The sequence below is a fragment of the Pseudomonas sp. Sample_23 genome, from assembly GCF_004307595.1.
GTDB lineage: Bacteria > Pseudomonadota > Gammaproteobacteria > Pseudomonadales > Pseudomonadaceae > Aquipseudomonas > Aquipseudomonas atacamensis.
Map to the genome: position 1 here is coordinate 1 of NZ_RCNX01000047.1, position 15,056 is coordinate 15,056.

General features: G+C 61.6%; 16 protein-coding genes and 1 pseudogene. 13 read left to right on the forward strand and 4 right to left on the reverse strand.

All coding sequences use genetic code 11. From position 1 onward, the window contains the following. The 13 genes and pseudogenes from D8U82_RS11865 to D8U82_RS11925 all read left to right on the forward strand — a co-directional run. Nucleotides 1-218 (forward strand): annotated as a pseudogene (locus D8U82_RS11865) (gamma-glutamyl-phosphate reductase); the annotation flags it as partial. 1 nt (nt 219) lies between these two features. Next, nucleotides 220-909 carry a nicotinate-nucleotide adenylyltransferase gene (nadD, locus tag D8U82_RS11870; RefSeq protein ID WP_016773023.1) on the forward strand — a complete coding sequence of 230 codons (690 nt, stop codon included), beginning with the start codon at nt 220-222 and terminating at the stop codon, nt 907-909. A gap of 72 nt (nt 910-981) precedes the next feature. Then, nucleotides 982-1,476 (forward strand): ribosome silencing factor, encoded by a 495-nt coding sequence (gene rsfS, locus D8U82_RS11875; RefSeq protein ID WP_016773024.1) that lies wholly within the window; start codon nt 982-984, stop codon nt 1,474-1,476. A gap of 9 nt (nt 1,477-1,485) precedes the next feature. Then, nucleotides 1,486-1,953: a 23S rRNA (pseudouridine(1915)-N(3))-methyltransferase RlmH gene (gene rlmH, locus D8U82_RS11880; protein ID WP_011063671.1), complete on the forward strand. Its 468-nt coding sequence runs from the start codon at nt 1,486-1,488 to the stop codon at nt 1,951-1,953. Nucleotides 1,954-1,963: 10 nt separating this feature from the next. Then, the gene (gene mrdA, locus D8U82_RS11885; RefSeq protein WP_041477721.1) at nt 1,964-3,859 is read left to right on the forward strand and encodes a penicillin-binding protein 2; all 1,896 of its coding nucleotides are present in this window, start codon (nt 1,964-1,966) and stop codon (nt 3,857-3,859) included. A gap of 31 nt (nt 3,860-3,890) precedes the next feature. After that, the gene (gene rodA, locus D8U82_RS11890) at nt 3,891-4,994 is read left to right on the forward strand and encodes a rod shape-determining protein RodA (protein WP_050977864.1); all 1,104 of its coding nucleotides are present in this window, start codon (nt 3,891-3,893) and stop codon (nt 4,992-4,994) included. A 17-nt stretch (nt 4,995-5,011) separates the two neighbouring features. Then, entirely contained in the window at nt 5,012-6,022 is a 1,011-nt protein-coding gene (gene mltB / locus D8U82_RS11895; protein ID WP_130902257.1) for a lytic murein transglycosylase B, read from the forward strand. After that, a complete protein-coding gene (locus D8U82_RS11900; RefSeq protein ID WP_016773027.1) occupies nt 6,022-7,032 on the forward strand; it encodes a septal ring lytic transglycosylase RlpA family protein in 1,011 nt (336 codons plus the stop codon). The genes mltB and D8U82_RS11900 overlap by 1 nt, the downstream gene beginning before the upstream one ends. A gap of 187 nt (nt 7,033-7,219) precedes the next feature. Further along, on the forward strand, nt 7,220-8,377 hold the full coding sequence (locus D8U82_RS11905) for a D-alanyl-D-alanine carboxypeptidase family protein (protein WP_016773028.1): 1,158 nt from the start codon (nt 7,220-7,222) through the stop codon (nt 8,375-8,377). Nucleotides 8,378-8,463: 86 nt separating this feature from the next. Beyond that, nucleotides 8,464-8,739 carry a DUF493 domain-containing protein gene (locus tag D8U82_RS11910; RefSeq protein WP_024014446.1) on the forward strand — a complete coding sequence of 92 codons (276 nt, stop codon included), beginning with the start codon at nt 8,464-8,466 and terminating at the stop codon, nt 8,737-8,739. Continuing rightward, complete coding sequence (gene lipB / locus D8U82_RS11915) at nt 8,739-9,386, forward strand: lipoyl(octanoyl) transferase LipB (protein ID WP_024014445.1); 648 nt, start codon at nt 8,739-8,741, stop codon at nt 9,384-9,386. Before D8U82_RS11910 ends, lipB begins: the two co-directional genes overlap by 1 nt. A gap of 25 nt (nt 9,387-9,411) precedes the next feature. Beyond that, nucleotides 9,412-10,410 carry a lipoyl synthase gene (gene lipA, locus D8U82_RS11920; protein ID WP_160768663.1) on the forward strand — a complete coding sequence of 333 codons (999 nt, stop codon included), beginning with the start codon at nt 9,412-9,414 and terminating at the stop codon, nt 10,408-10,410. Nucleotides 10,411-10,542: 132 nt separating this feature from the next. Then, a complete protein-coding gene (locus D8U82_RS11925) occupies nt 10,543-11,493 on the forward strand; it encodes an LD-carboxypeptidase (RefSeq protein WP_125918239.1) in 951 nt (316 codons plus the stop codon). Between the two features lie 118 nt (nt 11,494-11,611). Here D8U82_RS11925 and D8U82_RS11930 read toward each other — a convergent pair whose 3' ends face one another. The 4 genes from D8U82_RS11930 to lptE form a co-directional block, all read right to left on the reverse strand. Next, nucleotides 11,612-12,934 carry a lytic murein transglycosylase gene (locus tag D8U82_RS11930; protein ID WP_016773034.1) on the reverse strand — a complete coding sequence of 441 codons (1,323 nt, stop codon included), beginning with the start codon at nt 12,932-12,934 and terminating at the stop codon, nt 11,612-11,614. A 60-nt stretch (nt 12,935-12,994) separates the two neighbouring features. Beyond that, nucleotides 12,995-13,159, reverse strand: coding sequence for an alternative ribosome rescue factor ArfA (gene arfA / locus D8U82_RS11935; protein WP_016773035.1), 165 nt, complete (start codon nt 13,157-13,159; stop codon nt 12,995-12,997). A gap of 182 nt (nt 13,160-13,341) precedes the next feature. Further along, a complete protein-coding gene (gene holA, locus D8U82_RS11940; protein WP_016773036.1) occupies nt 13,342-14,379 on the reverse strand; it encodes a DNA polymerase III subunit delta in 1,038 nt (345 codons plus the stop codon). 39 nt (nt 14,380-14,418) lie between these two features. After that, a complete protein-coding gene (gene lptE / locus D8U82_RS11945) occupies nt 14,419-15,024 on the reverse strand; it encodes an LPS assembly lipoprotein LptE (protein ID WP_016773037.1) in 606 nt (201 codons plus the stop codon). Nucleotides 15,025-15,056: the final 32 nt, after the last annotated feature.

The following is a 15,056-nucleotide window of genomic DNA, read 5'->3' on the forward strand; positions in this document are numbered from 1 at the left end:
CCGACACCCGCCGGTTCGTGGCGGAAGTCGACTCGGCCTCGGTGATGATCAACACGCCGACCTGCTTTGCCGATGGATTTGAATACGGATTGGGTGCCGAGATCGGCATTTCTACTGATAAGCTGCACGCCCGCGGCCCGGTCGGGCTCGAGGGGCTGACCTGCGAGAAGTACATCGTGGTCGGTGATGGCCAGTTGCGCGGCCAGGCGACGGTCTGACTTGACCGACCTCGACCTGACAGCGCCGCACACCGGCAGCGAGTCGCGCCCGCAACGCATTGGCGTGCTGGGCGGTACGTTCGACCCGGTGCACATCGGCCATTTGCGTGGCGCGCTGGAAGTTGTCGAAGCGCTGGCGCTGGATGAGTTGCGCCTGATGCCGAACGCGCGCCCGCCACATCGCGGGACGCCGCAGGTGTCGGCGCAGGATCGGCTGGCGATGGTCGAGTGCGCGGTGGCCGGATTGCCGCCGCTGGTGGTGGACGCCCGCGAATTGCAGCGGGACAAACCGTCCTGGACCATCGATACCCTGGAGTCGCTGCGCGCAGAGATGCCCGCCGAGACCCAGGTTTTTCTGCTTTTGGGCTGGGACGCATTTTGCGGCCTGCCCACTTGGCACCGCTGGGAAGAGTTGCTCCAGCATTGCCACATCCTGGTGCTACAGCGCCCGGACGCCGACAGCGAACCGCCGGATGCCTTGCGCAACCTGCTGGCAGCGCGTTCGGTGAGCGACCCGCTGGCCCTGAAAGGGCCGAGCGGACAGATTGCATTCGTCTGGCAGACACCGCTCGCGGTTTCCGCCACCCAGATCCGTCAACTGCTGGCCAGCGGTAAGTCGGTACGTTTCCTGGTGCCCGACGCGGTCCTGGCCTACATCGATGCGCACGGTCTGTACCGTGCGTCGAACTGAACAAGGCGTGCTTCACTGATACGAATCACCGTATCCCCAAGCCGCCGAATACATGAGCAAAACGAGTTACATATGACTGATAAAGATCTACCGAAAGTAAAGCGCAAAGGCACGTTCAAGAGCGCACCACTGCCGGAAGCCGTCAACACCAACGAGCCGCTCAAGGGCGACGAACTGGTCAAGATTGCCGTCGCTGCGCTGGAAGACGTCAAGGCCCAGGACATCCAGATCATTGATGTGCGCGACAAGCAGAGCATCACTGACTACATGATCATCGCCACCGGTACCTCCAATCGCCAGATCAACGCGATGCTGGACAAGGTCCGCGAGGAAGTGAAGAAGCAGGGCGCCAAGCCACTGGGCGAAGAAGGCAAGGGCGACAGCGACTGGGTTCTGCTCGATCTCGATCTGGTGATCGTGCACATGATGACCGCCTCGGCGCGTCAGTTCTACGACCTGGAGCGCCTGTGGGCCGGTGCCGAGCAAAGCCGTGCGGCCGATGCCAAGCACCACAGCCCGGAAAACACCCACGAGCATTTCACCAAGCTCAACAAAGACCAGTTCTAAGGGATCGCTGTGCGACTGCGCCTGATCGCCGTCGGTTCACGCATGCCCAAGTGGGTGGAAGAAGGCTGGCATGAATATGCCAAGCGTCTTCCGTCCGAGCTGGCGCTGGAACTGGTGGAAATTCCGCTCAACACCCGTGGCAAGAATGCCGACGTGGCCCGTTTCATCCGCCAGGAAGGCGAAGCCATGCTGGCCAAGGTCGGGCACAACGAGCGGATCGTCACGCTGGAGGTTCACGGCAAGCCGTGGAGCACCGAGCAACTGGCGGTCGAACTCGATCGCTGGCGCCTGGATTCGCGCACGGTCAACTTCATGGTCGGCGGCCCGGAAGGGCTGGCACCGGAAGTCTGTGCCCGCGCTGACCAGCGCTGGTCATTGTCGCCGCTGACCTTGCCGCACCCGCTGGTGCGGATCCTGATCGGCGAACAGTTGTACCGTGCCTGGACCGTGTTGTCCGGCCACCCTTACCACAAGTAAGCCTGCCCTCATGTCTCAGCCGATCCGCATCAAGGACCACGAAAAGGACGCCCGTCTGGTGCGCAGCCGTGTCGTGTTCGGTGCGATCGTGATTGTGGCGCTGATCTGTGTGTTGATCGCGCGTCTGTATTACCTGCAGGTGATCCAGTACGAGTACCACTCGACCCTGTCGGAAAACAACCGCGTCCATGTGCAGCCGATTCCGCCGACGCGCGGGCTGATTTTCGACCGCAATGGCGTAGTCGTGGCCGACAACCGGCCGAGCTTCAGCCTGAGCATGACCCGCGAGCGCTCCGGCGATTGGCAACAGGTGCTCGACGTCATCGTCGAGGTGCTGGAGCTGACGCCCGAGGACCGGGTGATCTTCGAGAAGCGCATGCGTCAGGGGCGCCGGCCGTTCGAGCCGGTGCCAATACTGTTCGAGCTGACCGAAGAGCAGATCGCCCGGATCGCGGTGAACCAGTTCCGCCTGCCCGGGGTGGAAGTGGTCGCGCAACTGGTCCGGCATTACCCGCAGGGCGCGCACTTTGCGCACTCGGTGGGCTACATGGGGCGGATCAACGAGAAAGAGCTGAAGTCGCTGGATCCGGTCAACTACAGCGGCACCCACCACATCGGCAAGACCGGCATCGAGCGGTTCTACGAGCCGGAATTGCACGGTCAGGTCGGTTACGAGGAAGTCGAAACCAACGCCCGTGGCCGCGTGTTGCGGGTGCTCAAGCGCACCGATCCGATTCCCGGCAAGGACATCGTCCTGAGCCTCGACATCAAGTTGCAGGAAGCCGCCGAGGCCGCACTGGGCGGGCGTCGTGGCGCGGTGGTGGCGCTCGATCCCAAGACCGGCGAAGTGCTGGCGATGGTCAGTCAGCCGAGTTTCGACCCCAACCTGTTCGTCACCGGCATCAGCTTCAAGGCCTACGCCGAGTTGCGTGATTCCATCGACCGGCCGCTGTTCAACCGCGTGCTGCGTGGTCTGTACCCGCCGGGCTCGACGATCAAACCGGCGGTAGCGATTGCCGGTCTTGACGCTGGCGTGGTCACGGCTTCGAGCCGGGTGTTCGACCCGGGCTATTACATGCTGCCCAACTACGACCACAAGTATCGCAACTGGAACCGTACCGGTGACGGCTTCGTCGACCTCGACACGGCGATCATGCGGTCCAACGACACCTACTTCTATGACCTGGCGCACAAGCTCGGCATCGATCGGCTGTCGACCTATATGAACAAGTTCGGCATCGGCCAGAAGGTCTCGCTGGACATGTTCGAAGAGTCCCCGGGCCTGATGCCGTCGCGCGAATGGAAACGCGCAACGCGCAAACAGGCGTGGTTCCCCGGCGAAACCCTGATTCTCGGGATCGGCCAGGGCTATATGCAGTCGACGCCGCTGCAACTGGCCCAGGCCACGGCGCTGGTGGCCAACAAAGGCATCTGGAATCGTCCGCACCTGGCCAAGTCCCTCGACGGGGTGAAGCCGGTGGATGAAAACCCGATGCCGAACATCATCCTGCGCGACCCGTCCGACTGGAACAAGGTCAACCACGGCATGCAGCAAGTGATGCACGGTGCCCGGGGTACCGCGCGCAAAGCGGCGATCGGCGCGCAATACCGCATCGCCGGCAAGTCCGGTACCGCGCAGGTGGTGGCGATCAAGCAGGGCGAGAAATACGACCGCTCCAAGGTCCAGGAACGCCACCGCGACCACGCCCTGTTCGTCGGCTTCGCCCCGGCCGATGATCCGAAAATCGTCGTGTCGGTGATGGTCGAGAACGGTGAGTCCGGTTCCGGCGTTGCCGCGCCAGTGGTGCGCCAGGTCATGGACGCCTGGCTGCTCGACCAGGATGGCCACCTGAAAGCTGAGTACGCCAGCCCTATCACTGCGGAGGCCCCGGCCCGTGATGAATAATTTCGATCGCATGCTCTCCAGCGAGGATGTGATGCGTCGCCGCGCGACGTTGCTGCAAAGACTGCATATCGATGGTCCGCTGTTGATCCTGTTGCTGATCCTCGCCGCCGGCAGCCTGTTCGTGCTGTATTCGGCCAGCGGCAAGAGCTGGGATCTGCTCGGCAAGCAGGCCACATCCTTCGGCATCGGCCTGGTGGCGATGATTGTCATCGCCCAGTTCGAGCCGCGTTTCATGGCCCGCTGGGTGCCGCTCGGTTACGTGATTGGTGTGATATTGCTGATCGTCGTCGACATCATGGGCCACAACGCCATGGGCGCCACGCGCTGGATCAACATCCCCGGGGTGATCCGCTTCCAGCCCTCGGAATTCATGAAGATCCTGATGCCGGCAACCATCGCCTGGTACCTGTCCAAACGCACGCTGCCGCCGCAGCTCAAGCACGTCGGCATCAGCCTGATGCTGATTGGCGTGCCGTTCATTCTGATCGTGCGCCAGCCCGATCTCGGTACCTCGCTGCTGATTCTCGCCGGTGGCGCCTTCGTCCTGTTCATGGGCGGCCTGCGCTGGCGCTGGATTCTCAGCGTGCTGGCGGCGGCGGTGCCGGTGTCGGTGGCGATGTGGTTCTTCGTCATGCACGACTATCAGAAGCAGCGGGTCCTGACTTTCCTCGACCCGGAAAGCGATCCGCTCGGTACCGGCTGGAACATCATCCAGTCCAAAGCCGCGATCGGTTCCGGTGGCGTATTCGGCAAAGGCTGGCTGCTCGGCACCCAGTCACACCTGGACTTTCTCCCGGAAAGCCACACCGACTTCATCATCGCCGTGCTTGGCGAAGAGTTCGGTCTGGTGGGGATTTGCGCGCTGCTGCTGATCTATCTGTTGTTGATCGGTCGCGGGCTGGTGATCACCGCCCAGGCGCAAACGCTGTTCGGCAAATTGCTCGCCGGCGCGTTGACCATGACTTTTTTTGTTTACGTTTTCGTCAACATCGGTATGGTCAGTGGCCTGTTGCCGGTCGTGGGGGTGCCGTTGCCGTTCATTAGCTACGGAGGAACTTCGCTGGTGACGCTGCTGTCAGCGTTTGGGGTTTTGATGTCGATCCATACCCATCGCAAGTGGATCGCACAGGTTTGAATAAGGTGAAGAGTGCAATGCAAGTAATGCGTGGCTGGGCGACTCGATGCGCGCCGCTGGTTGGCCTGATGGGCCTGCTGGGGAGCGTGCAGGAAGCGCTGGCCGGCGAATATGAAGGCTCGCCGCAGGTGGCCGAATTCGTCGGCGAAATGACCCGCGACTACGGTTTCGCCGGTGAACAACTGATGGGTGTGTTCCGCGAGGCGCAACGCAAGCAGTCGATTCTCGACGCCATCTCCAGACCCGCCGAACGGGTCAAGCAGTGGAATGAATATCGCCCGATGTTCATCACTGACGCGCGCATCGCCCGGGGTGTCGACTTCTGGCGTCAGCACGAGGCGACCCTGGCTCGTGCCGAGCAGGAATACGGCGTGCCGGCACAAGTGATCGTGTCGATCATCGGCGTCGAGACCTTTTTCGGACGTAATACCGGTAATTTCCGCGTGATCGATGCATTGTCGACCCTCGGCTTCGACTATCCTCCCCGTGCCGAATTTTTCCGCAAGGAACTGCGTGAGTTCCTCCTGCTGGCCCGTGAAGAGCAGGTCGACCCGCTGACCCTCAAAGGCTCGTATGCCGGGGCCATGGGCCTGCCGCAGTTCATGCCGAGCAGCTTTCGCGCCTACGCGGTGGACTTCGACGGTGATGGCCACATCAATATCTGGAACAACCCGGACGATGCGATTGGCAGCGTCGCCAGCTACTTCAAGCGTCACGGCTGGGTCGCCGGCGAGCCGGTGGTCAGCCGCGCCGATGTGCGCGGCGAGCAGGCCGATGAAGGCCTGACCACCGGTATCGAACCGGTGAAGACGGTCGCAGAGTTGCGGGCGCTGGGCTGGTCAAGTCATGATGCGCTGCGCGATGATATGCCGGTTACCGCATTTCGCCTCGAAGGCGACAACGGCCCTGAATACTGGATGGGCCTGCAGAATTTCTACGCGATCACGCGTTATAACCGCAGCGTGATGTACGCCATGGCCGTACATCAACTGTCTGAACAGCTGGTACAAGCACGGGGCGTCAAGTAATGCAGGCATTGCCTAACAATAAACCCCTGAAGCTGGTGGCTTTCGCTGCGTTGGCAGTCCTGGTCGCCAGTTGCACGACCAGCCGTACACCGACGCAGAAAACCCCGTCCACCGCTGTCCGCGCCCAACCGGGCCTGGACATCAACCGCGCGCACAAAGACGGCGCGCCGTGGTGGGATGTCGATGTTTCGCGCATCCCGGATGCGACACCGACCCTGCACACCGGCCCGTACAAGGCCAATCCGTACACCGTGCTGGGCAAGACCTATTTTCCGTTGCAGGAATCCAAGACCTACGTGGCTTCGGGCACAGCGTCCTGGTACGGCACCAAGTTCCATGGCCAGAACACCGCCAACGGCGAAGTGTATGACCTGTACGGCATGAGTGCCGCGCACAAGACCTTGCCGCTGCCAAGTTACGTCCGGGTGACCAACCTGGACAACAACAAGACGGTGATCCTGCGCGTCAACGACCGTGGGCCGTTCTACTCCGATCGCATCATCGACTTATCCTACGCAGCGGCGAAGAAGCTCGGCTATGCCGAAACCGGCACCGCGCGGGTCAAGGTCGAAGGCATCGATCCGCAGCAGTGGTGGGCGGCCAAGGGCCGTCCGGCGCCGCTGATGCTCAACGAGCCGCAAGTGGCGCAGAATAGCGCGCCAGTGATTACGGCTTCGGCCGGCACCGTCGAGCAATGGACACCGCCGCCGCAGCAACACGCCGCGGCCGTGGTGCCCGTGCAGATCGATGCAAAAAAAAACGCTTCTGCACCAGCGTCTGGCCAGTATCTGCAGGTGGGCGCGTTCGCCAACCCGGACGCTGCCGAACTGCTGAGGTCGAAGCTCAGCGGGATGGTGAGCGCGCCGGTGTTCATCAGCTCGATCGTGCGCAATCAGCAGACCCTGCACCGGGTACGCCTGGGGCCGATCGGCTCGCCGGGTGAGATCGCCCAGGTGCAGAACAGTGTGCGGCTGGCCAATCTGGGTTCGCCCAGCGTGGTCACCGAGTAACACGTAGACCTTGATTGACGGTTCACTTGCGGTATTCGGGGGGTGAACCAGGTTGTTGGCTCGTCGAAGAACAAAAGCCCGGCAAGGGTGACTGGAGTGAGCAACTGAACACGCGATGGCCCGTTAGAAGGCTGTCTGAATAAGTTTTGCCTTCGGGCAAGTTTCCATTAGCGATTTCGAGAGACGGATGAACATCACCACCTTTGCCAAACGCCTGTGTCTGCTAGTCCCGCTGCTCCTCTCGCCAGCCGCCTTCGCGGCCGAGATGATGCCGTCGCCACCACAACTGGCCGCCAAGGCCTATGTTCTGATGGACGCCAGCAGCGGTAACGTGCTGGTCGAAAACAACGGCGACCAGCGTCTGCCACCGGCCAGCCTGACCAAGCTGATGACCGCGTACATCGCGACCCTGGAAATCCGTCGCGGTCAGATCGGTGAAAACGATCCGGTGACCGTCAGCGAAAACGCCTGGCGCACCGGCGGTTCGCGGATGTTCATCAAGGTCGGTTCGCAGGTGACTGTCAGCGACCTGCTGCACGGCATCATCATCCAGTCGGGTAACGACGCCAGCGTCGCCTTGGCCGAGCACATCGCCGGCAGCGAAGACGCGTTCGCCGATCTGATGAACAAGACCGTCACCGAACTGGGCATGACCAATACCCACTTCATGAACCCGACCGGTCTGCCAAACCCTGAGCACTACTCGTCGGCGCACGACATGGCGATTCTGGCCCGTGCGATCATCCACGAAGACCCGGCTCACTATGCGATCTACTCGCAGAAAGAGTTCTTCTGGAACGGCATCAAGCAGCCTAACCGCAACCTGCTGCTGTGGCGCGACAAGACCGTTGACGGTCTGAAAACCGGCCACACTGATGAAGCCGGCTACTGCATGGTGTCCTCGGCGGTACGTGACGGCCAGCGTCTGATCGCCGTGGTGTTCGGCACCAACAGCGAAGTGGCCCGCGCGGCTGAAACCCAGAAGCTGCTGACCTACGGTTTCCGCTTCTTCGAAACCCAGACCTTCTATCAGAAGGGCACCGAACTGGCGCAGGCGCCGGTATGGAAAGGCACCACCAGCCAAGTCAAGGCCGGCCTGGCGCAAGACCTGACCATGACTCTGCCAAAAGGCCAGCTGAAGAAGCTCGCTGCCAGCATGACCATGAACCCGCAACTGGTTGCGCCAATCGCCAAGGGCGACGTGATCGGTAAAGTCGAAGTCAAACTGGAAGACAAGGTAGTGCACAGCGCTGACCTGATCGCTCTGGATGGCGTCGAGGAGGGTGGTATCTTCCGCCGCATGTGGGATAGCATCCGTCTATTCTTCTACGGCTTGTTCAACTGATTTTGTGTTGACCTGCATGGCCCCGCCCCGATCCGGTGCGGGGCCATGTGCGTTACCACGGCTTGCACTCTAGAGGCCGTTACGCCATGACCGATACCGAAGTAAAGGCGCCAAAGATCGAATTTCCCCAGACCGATTATCCGATCAAGGTGATCAGTGATACGGGTGTTGGCAACAAGGACAAGATCATCGCGATCGTCCTGAAACACGCGACCATCAATGATGAGCGCATCGACGAGCGTCAAAGCAGCAACGGCAAATACACCACCATCCAGTTGCACATCGTCGCCACCGACCAGGATCAGCTGTACAACATCAACAGCGAACTGCGGGCTTCCGGCATCGTGCACATGGTGTTGTGATGCACGGCACGCTGGGCTTTCGCGAGCTGGGCCAGATGGCTTACGAGCCGGTCTGGCATGCCATGCAGCGCTTTACCAACGAACGCGGCAATGCTGCCGCCGACGAAATCTGGCTCGTCGAACACCCGCCGGTGTTCACCCAGGGCCAGGCCGGCAAGGCTGAACACCTGTTGCTGCCGGGAGATATTCCGGTGGTGCAGGTCGATCGTGGCGGCCAAGTGACTTATCATGGCCCCGGGCAACTGGTGGCTTATCTGTTACTGGATGTACGCAAGCTGGGTTTCGGCGTGCGTGATCTGGTCAGCCGCATGGAAGCCTGCCTGATCGAACTGCTGGCCAGCTACGGCGTCACCGCCGCCGCCAAGCCAGATGCTCCCGGCGTATACGTCGATGGAGCGAAAATCGCTTCTCTGGGTTTGCGCATTCGCCACGGTTGTTCCTTTCATGGCCTGGCCCTGAACGTGGATATGAACCTGGAACCGTTTCGACGGATTAATCCCTGCGGCTACGCCGGGCTGGCCATGACCCAGCTGAGCGATCACGCAGGATCGATTGAATTTGCCGAGGTAAGTGCCCGGCTGCGCGCGCAGCTCGTCAAACACCTCGACTATGCTGAGCAGACGACCCTCACGGGCGGAATCGACTGATATGACTACTGATGCAGTGCAAACCATGATCCCGACGCTCGACGTGACCGAGCGCCCGGCCCCGCGTCCCAAGGTTGAAGCCGGCGTCAAGCTGCGCGGCGCCGAGAAGGTTGCACGCATCCCGGTCAAGATCATTCCGACCACCGAACTGCCGAAGAAACCCGACTGGATCCGCGTGCGCATCCCGGTTTCGCCGGAAGTCGATCGCATCAAGAGCCTGCTGCGCAAGCACAAGCTGCACAGTGTCTGCGAAGAAGCGTCCTGCCCGAACCTCGGCGAATGCTTCTCCGGCGGCACCGCAACCTTCATGATCATGGGCGACATCTGCACTCGTCGCTGCCCGTTCTGCGACGTTGGCCACGGTCGTCCGAAGCCACTGGACGTCAACGAGCCGGAAAGCCTGGCCATCGCCATCGCCGACCTCAAGCTCAAATACGTGGTGATCACCTCGGTTGACCGTGACGACCTGCGTGACGGCGGTGCCCAGCACTTTGCCGACTGCATCCGCGAAATCCGCAAACTGTCGCCGAACGTGCAGCTCGAGACCCTGGTCCCGGATTATCGTGGGCGCATGGATATCGCTCTGGAAATCACCGCCGCCGAGCCGCCGGATGTGTTCAACCACAACCTGGAAACCGTGCCGCGCCTGTACAAGGCTGCGCGTCCGGGCTCGGACTACCAGTGGTCGCTGACCCTGCTGCAACGCTTCAAGCAGATGATGCCACATATCCCGACTAAATCCGGCCTGATGCTGGGTCTGGGCGAGACTGACGAAGAAGTCATCGAAGTCATGAAGCGCATGCGCGAACACGACATCGACATGCTGACCCTCGGTCAATACCTGCAACCGTCGCGCAGTCACTTGCCGGTGCAGCGTTTCGTGCACCCGGACACCTTCGCCTGGTTCGCCGAAGAAGGTTACAAGATGGGCTTCAAGAACGTCGCTTCGGGCCCGCTGGTACGTTCCTCGTACCACGCCGACGAGCAGGCGAAGCTGGTCAAGGCCGAGCTGCTGGGTTCCTGATTCACTGCTGATGTAAAAATGCCCGCCGAGGACGGTTCCTCGGCGGGCATTTTTTTGCCTGAGACAAGGGGCTTTTGTTTGTCTCTTCAGCTGACTACTGTGTGTGCATGACTTTACCGCTGGAGCCCAAGGATGACCGTTCGACCGAGCCACACCCTGATTGCCCACCGACCCGTACCGGCGCTGCCCTCCGAAGGGACGATTGGCGTCATCGCGCCTGCCGGCCCCGGCGCCCTCGATACTGAAAAAGCGCTGCAATGGATGCGCGCGCGCGGCTATGGGCTGAAGGTGTTTCCGGGTGTCTATGAGAAGGACGGCTATCTGGCCGGCAGTGACGACGTACGCCTGCGCGATCTGCACGCGGCGTTCGCTGATCCTGAAGTCGACGCGATCATTTGCCTGCGCGGCGGCTACGGCACGCCGCGTCTGCTGGACCGAATCGATTACGACCTGCTCAGCCGGCATGCCAAGCCGTTTGTCGGCTATAGCGACATCACCGCGCTGCACCTGGCCATCAGTCGCTACGCCGGGTTTGTGACCTTTCACGGCCCGCTGCTCAATGCCGACCTGCTCGGCGACAAGGAGCCGCCGACCGTTACATCATTCTTCGCTATGCTGCGCGGGCAAATGAAGTCAGGGAGTGTACTGAGCCATCCGGCGGCTTATCCGTTATCCACCGTCGAACCGGGCATCGCTCACGGGCGTTTGCTCGGCGGCAACCTGGCAATGATTGCTGCAACCCTCGGCACGCCCTACGAGATTGATGTCGAAGGCGCAGTTCTGTTCATCGAGGACATCAACGAGCCGCTGTATCGCATTGATCGCCTGCTGACCCAGATGCGTCTGGCCGGCAAGCTGGCCCGACTGCGCGGTGTGCTGGTCGGTGATATCGCCGGGGTGGAGGTCGACGCGCTGAATCGGCTGCTCAAGCAAACCTTTGAGCCGTTGCGGATTCCGGTGCTGTCGGGCTGGCGCAGTGGCCATTGCGACCCAAACCTGACGCTGCCGTTGGGCGCGCTGGTGCGCCTGGATGCAGGGAAGCAGGAGTTGCTGCTGGAGCAGGATGTGGTGATCAAAGTCTAGAAATTGGTCGCCTGACAGTCAGTCATCGCGGGCAAGCCCGCTCCCACAGGTTTTGAGTCGAATACACAATTGTGTTTCAACCAGAACCCCTGTGGGAGCGGGCTTGCCCGCGAAGCTTTTATTGGGCGCGCAGGCTCTCAAGCAACTTGTGCGTAGGATACCCATCCGCCGGCCAGCCCAGCGCCTGCTGGGCACTGCGAATGGCCTTGCGCGTATTGGCGCCGATAATCCCGTCCGCTGTGCCGGCGTCGTAATTACGCGCGCTTAATAGCGTCTGCAGTTCGATGCGCTCGGTGCGGCTCAGCGGCAGATCATCTTTCGGCCAGTCGCCATTGATCAGGCCCGCGCCTTCAAAGCGCTCGGACAACAGGCTCACCGCCAGCGCATACGACGACGAATTGTTGTACTTGAGAATCGCCCGGAAGTTGTCGAGGATCAGGAACGCCGGGCCGCGATAACCGGCCGGCAGCAGCAGGGCGGCCGACAGTTGTTCGGAACCGGCTGGCACCTGCGCGCCATTGGGCAGGTTCACGCCCAGTTGCCGCCATTCGGCGACGCTTTTGCGAATCGCGCCATCGGCCAGGGTGTAGTTGAAGCCGCTCGGCAATTGCACTTCGAAACCCCACGGCTGGCCACGCTGCCAGCCCGAGCTTTGCAGGTAATGCGCGGTCGAGGCCAGCGCATCGGCCGGGCTGCCCCAGATGTCGCGGCGACCGTCACCGTCAAAGTCCACGGCGTGGGTGTTGTAAGTGGTCGGAATGAACTGGGTCTGGCCCATCGCTCCGGCCCAGGAGCCGAGCATTTTCTCCGGGGTGATATCGCCCTGTTGCAGAATCTGCAGGGCGGCAATCAATTGCGCGTGAGCAAAGCCAGGACGACGGCCTTCGTAGGCAAGGGTGGCCAGCGAGTTGATCACCGACTTGCTGCCCTGAAACTGACCGAAATTGCTTTCCATGCCCCACACCGACACCAGTGCCTGGCGATCAACGCCATAACGCTGCTCGATGCTTTGCAGAATGTCGGCGTACTGATTGATCAACGCCTGGCCCTTGCGGACGCGCAATGGCGACAGCGCACCGTCGAGGTATTCCCACACCGGGCGGGAAAACTCCGGCTGACTGCGATCGGCACGGATCACGCTGGCGTCGAAGCTGATGTTGGCAAATGCCTGATCGAACAGCTCGGGGCGAATCCCGGCGGCGAGGGCGTCCTTGCGGAAGCCCGCCTGCCATTCGGCAAAGGTCTGGGTCGGTTGAATATCGAGCGGGTCGGCGGACGGCACAACCGGCGGAATAATCGCTGGGGCCGTGGTAACCGGGGCGGCTTGAAGCGGTTGTGCATCGGCGGCGGTGGGTTTTTCCGCGCAGGCGACAAGCAGGATGAAGCTGGAGGCAGCGATCAATTGGCGCACGGGCCAACGACGGGAAAGACTTGGGGGCATGCACAGTTCCAGGGAAACGAATCAGGTGCAGACCTTAACATGAGCGAGGGGTAGTGCGCTTCAGGCAGCCAGAAAGTAAAAAGCCTCCCGGTTGTCAGACCGGAAGGCTTCGCGGCGGTAGCTGCCTTTGCCCTTGGCGGGTCGTTCCTGGCGGCTGCGAAACAAGGGCTGGGCGACGATGGATTTGGCCTTGTTGGGGCCATGCTTTGCTGGCTTTTTGCTCATGAGTGTTCTCTGGATTGAGTGGGTTTGGCGCGGCAAATAATCTGCCGATGTTGGGCGTCTGTCCAGTGCCTGTTGTGTAGGAATGTTCTGGCGCTTTCGCGAGCAAGCTCGCTCCCACATTTGGAATGCATTTCAATGTGGGAGCGAGCTTGCTCGCGAATGGCCGTTATGCGGGAAACAGGTTATTCGGCAGGAAGTGTCAGGCGCTGGCCTGCCATCAACAACGCCAGACGACTCAAGCTCATCCACGGCGAACCCGCCGCCTGGCCCTTGATCTGCGCGTCGATACGCTGCGCTTCAAGCAGCAATTGCGCCCAGCGTTGCGCCGAGTAGCGTTGCAAAGCCTTGCTCATCAGCGGCTTGCGCTTGTCCCAGACCGGCGGTTTCGACTGGCTGAAACACTTGTCCAGTGGCGTGCCCTGGCTGTATTGCAGGGAAATGTTGGCCAACAGGCGCAACTCCCGCGCCAGTGCCCAGAGGATCACCGGCGGTTCGACGCCTTCGCCGCGCAAACCCTCAAGCATGCGCAAGGCGTGGGCCGGTTCGCCGTTGAGTACCGCGTCGGTCAGGCCGAACACGTCAAACCGGGCACTGTCGGCCACGGCGGCCTGCACGGTTTCAACGGTGATCTGCCCACCTTCGGCCATCAGTTTGAGCTTTTCGATTTCCTGGGCGGCGGCGAGCAGGTTGCCTTCGACACGCGCGGCAATCAATTCGACGGCGTCCTGACTGGCCGACAAGCCTGCCTGGGACAGGCGCTGACGAATCCAGCTCGGCAGCTGATTGGCATCCACCGGCCAGATCTGCACGAACTGGGTCTGTTGGCCTTCGACCAGTGCCTTGCCCCACTTGGTTTTCTGCGCGCTGCCATCGAGCTTCGGCAAGCTGATCAGCAGGACAGTGTCTTCAGCGGGGCGTGAGCAGTATTCGATCAGCGCAGCGGCGCCTTTGTCGCCAGGTTTACCGGACGGCAGGCGCAGTTCCAGCAGGCGTTTTTCGGCGAACAGCGACATGCTTGCGCCGGCCTGCAACAACGTACCCCAATCGAAATTGGCGTCGGCGGCGAACACTTGGCGTTCGTCGAAACCTTGCTGACGGGCAGCGGTGCGGATGGCGTCGGCGGCTTCCTGACACAGCAACGGATCATCGCCGCTGATGATGTAGACCGGCGCGAGTGCGCCTTGCAGGTGTTTGCCGAGTTGCGCGGGTGCGAGCTTCATAAAGAAGGGCGAGCGGGGCGCCTGAGCGCCCCGACCGTCTTACTGCTGCGGGATTTCGAGCGGCGACTGACGCGGAGTTTCCGCCTCAGCCTTCTGCGCCGCTTCCAGCGCATCGGCTTCAGCCTTGGCGCGGTCGTTGGCGGTTTGCTGCAGTTGCTGCAACTGGCCCGGGGTCAGCTGCGACAGGCGCAGCATCATGCGTTGCACCAGCTCGCGACGGATTTCATGACGGGCGTCGTTGGCTTCCTGATCGGAGCCGACGAGGTTGTTGCCGTCGTGAATGAACACCTTCTGCACTTCGAGCTTGTCGCTGAGCAGGGACAGGTCTTTGTCGCCGCGGATGTCATAGCTCAGCACAGTGTTGACCTGATACTCGCCTGTGCGCCCGGCACCGGCATAGCTGAGAATGCGCTGGCTTTCCTGTTCGTCAGCCAGATACAGCTTGTACGGCGCGCCTGTGTAGACCTTGACGCCGCTGGACTCCAGCGTCTGACGCAGCTGTCTTACGGTTTCGCCATAAGCGTTACGCGCGCTCAGGTCGATTTCCTTGATCGACAGTTCGTTGGTGCCGGTACCACGCAACTGGAAACCGCAGGCGCTCAGCAGAACGGCGAGGCCCATCACCAGCAGATTGCGTTTGATCATTGTGTTGCTCCCCTTGAAACCAGGTGAGCCGA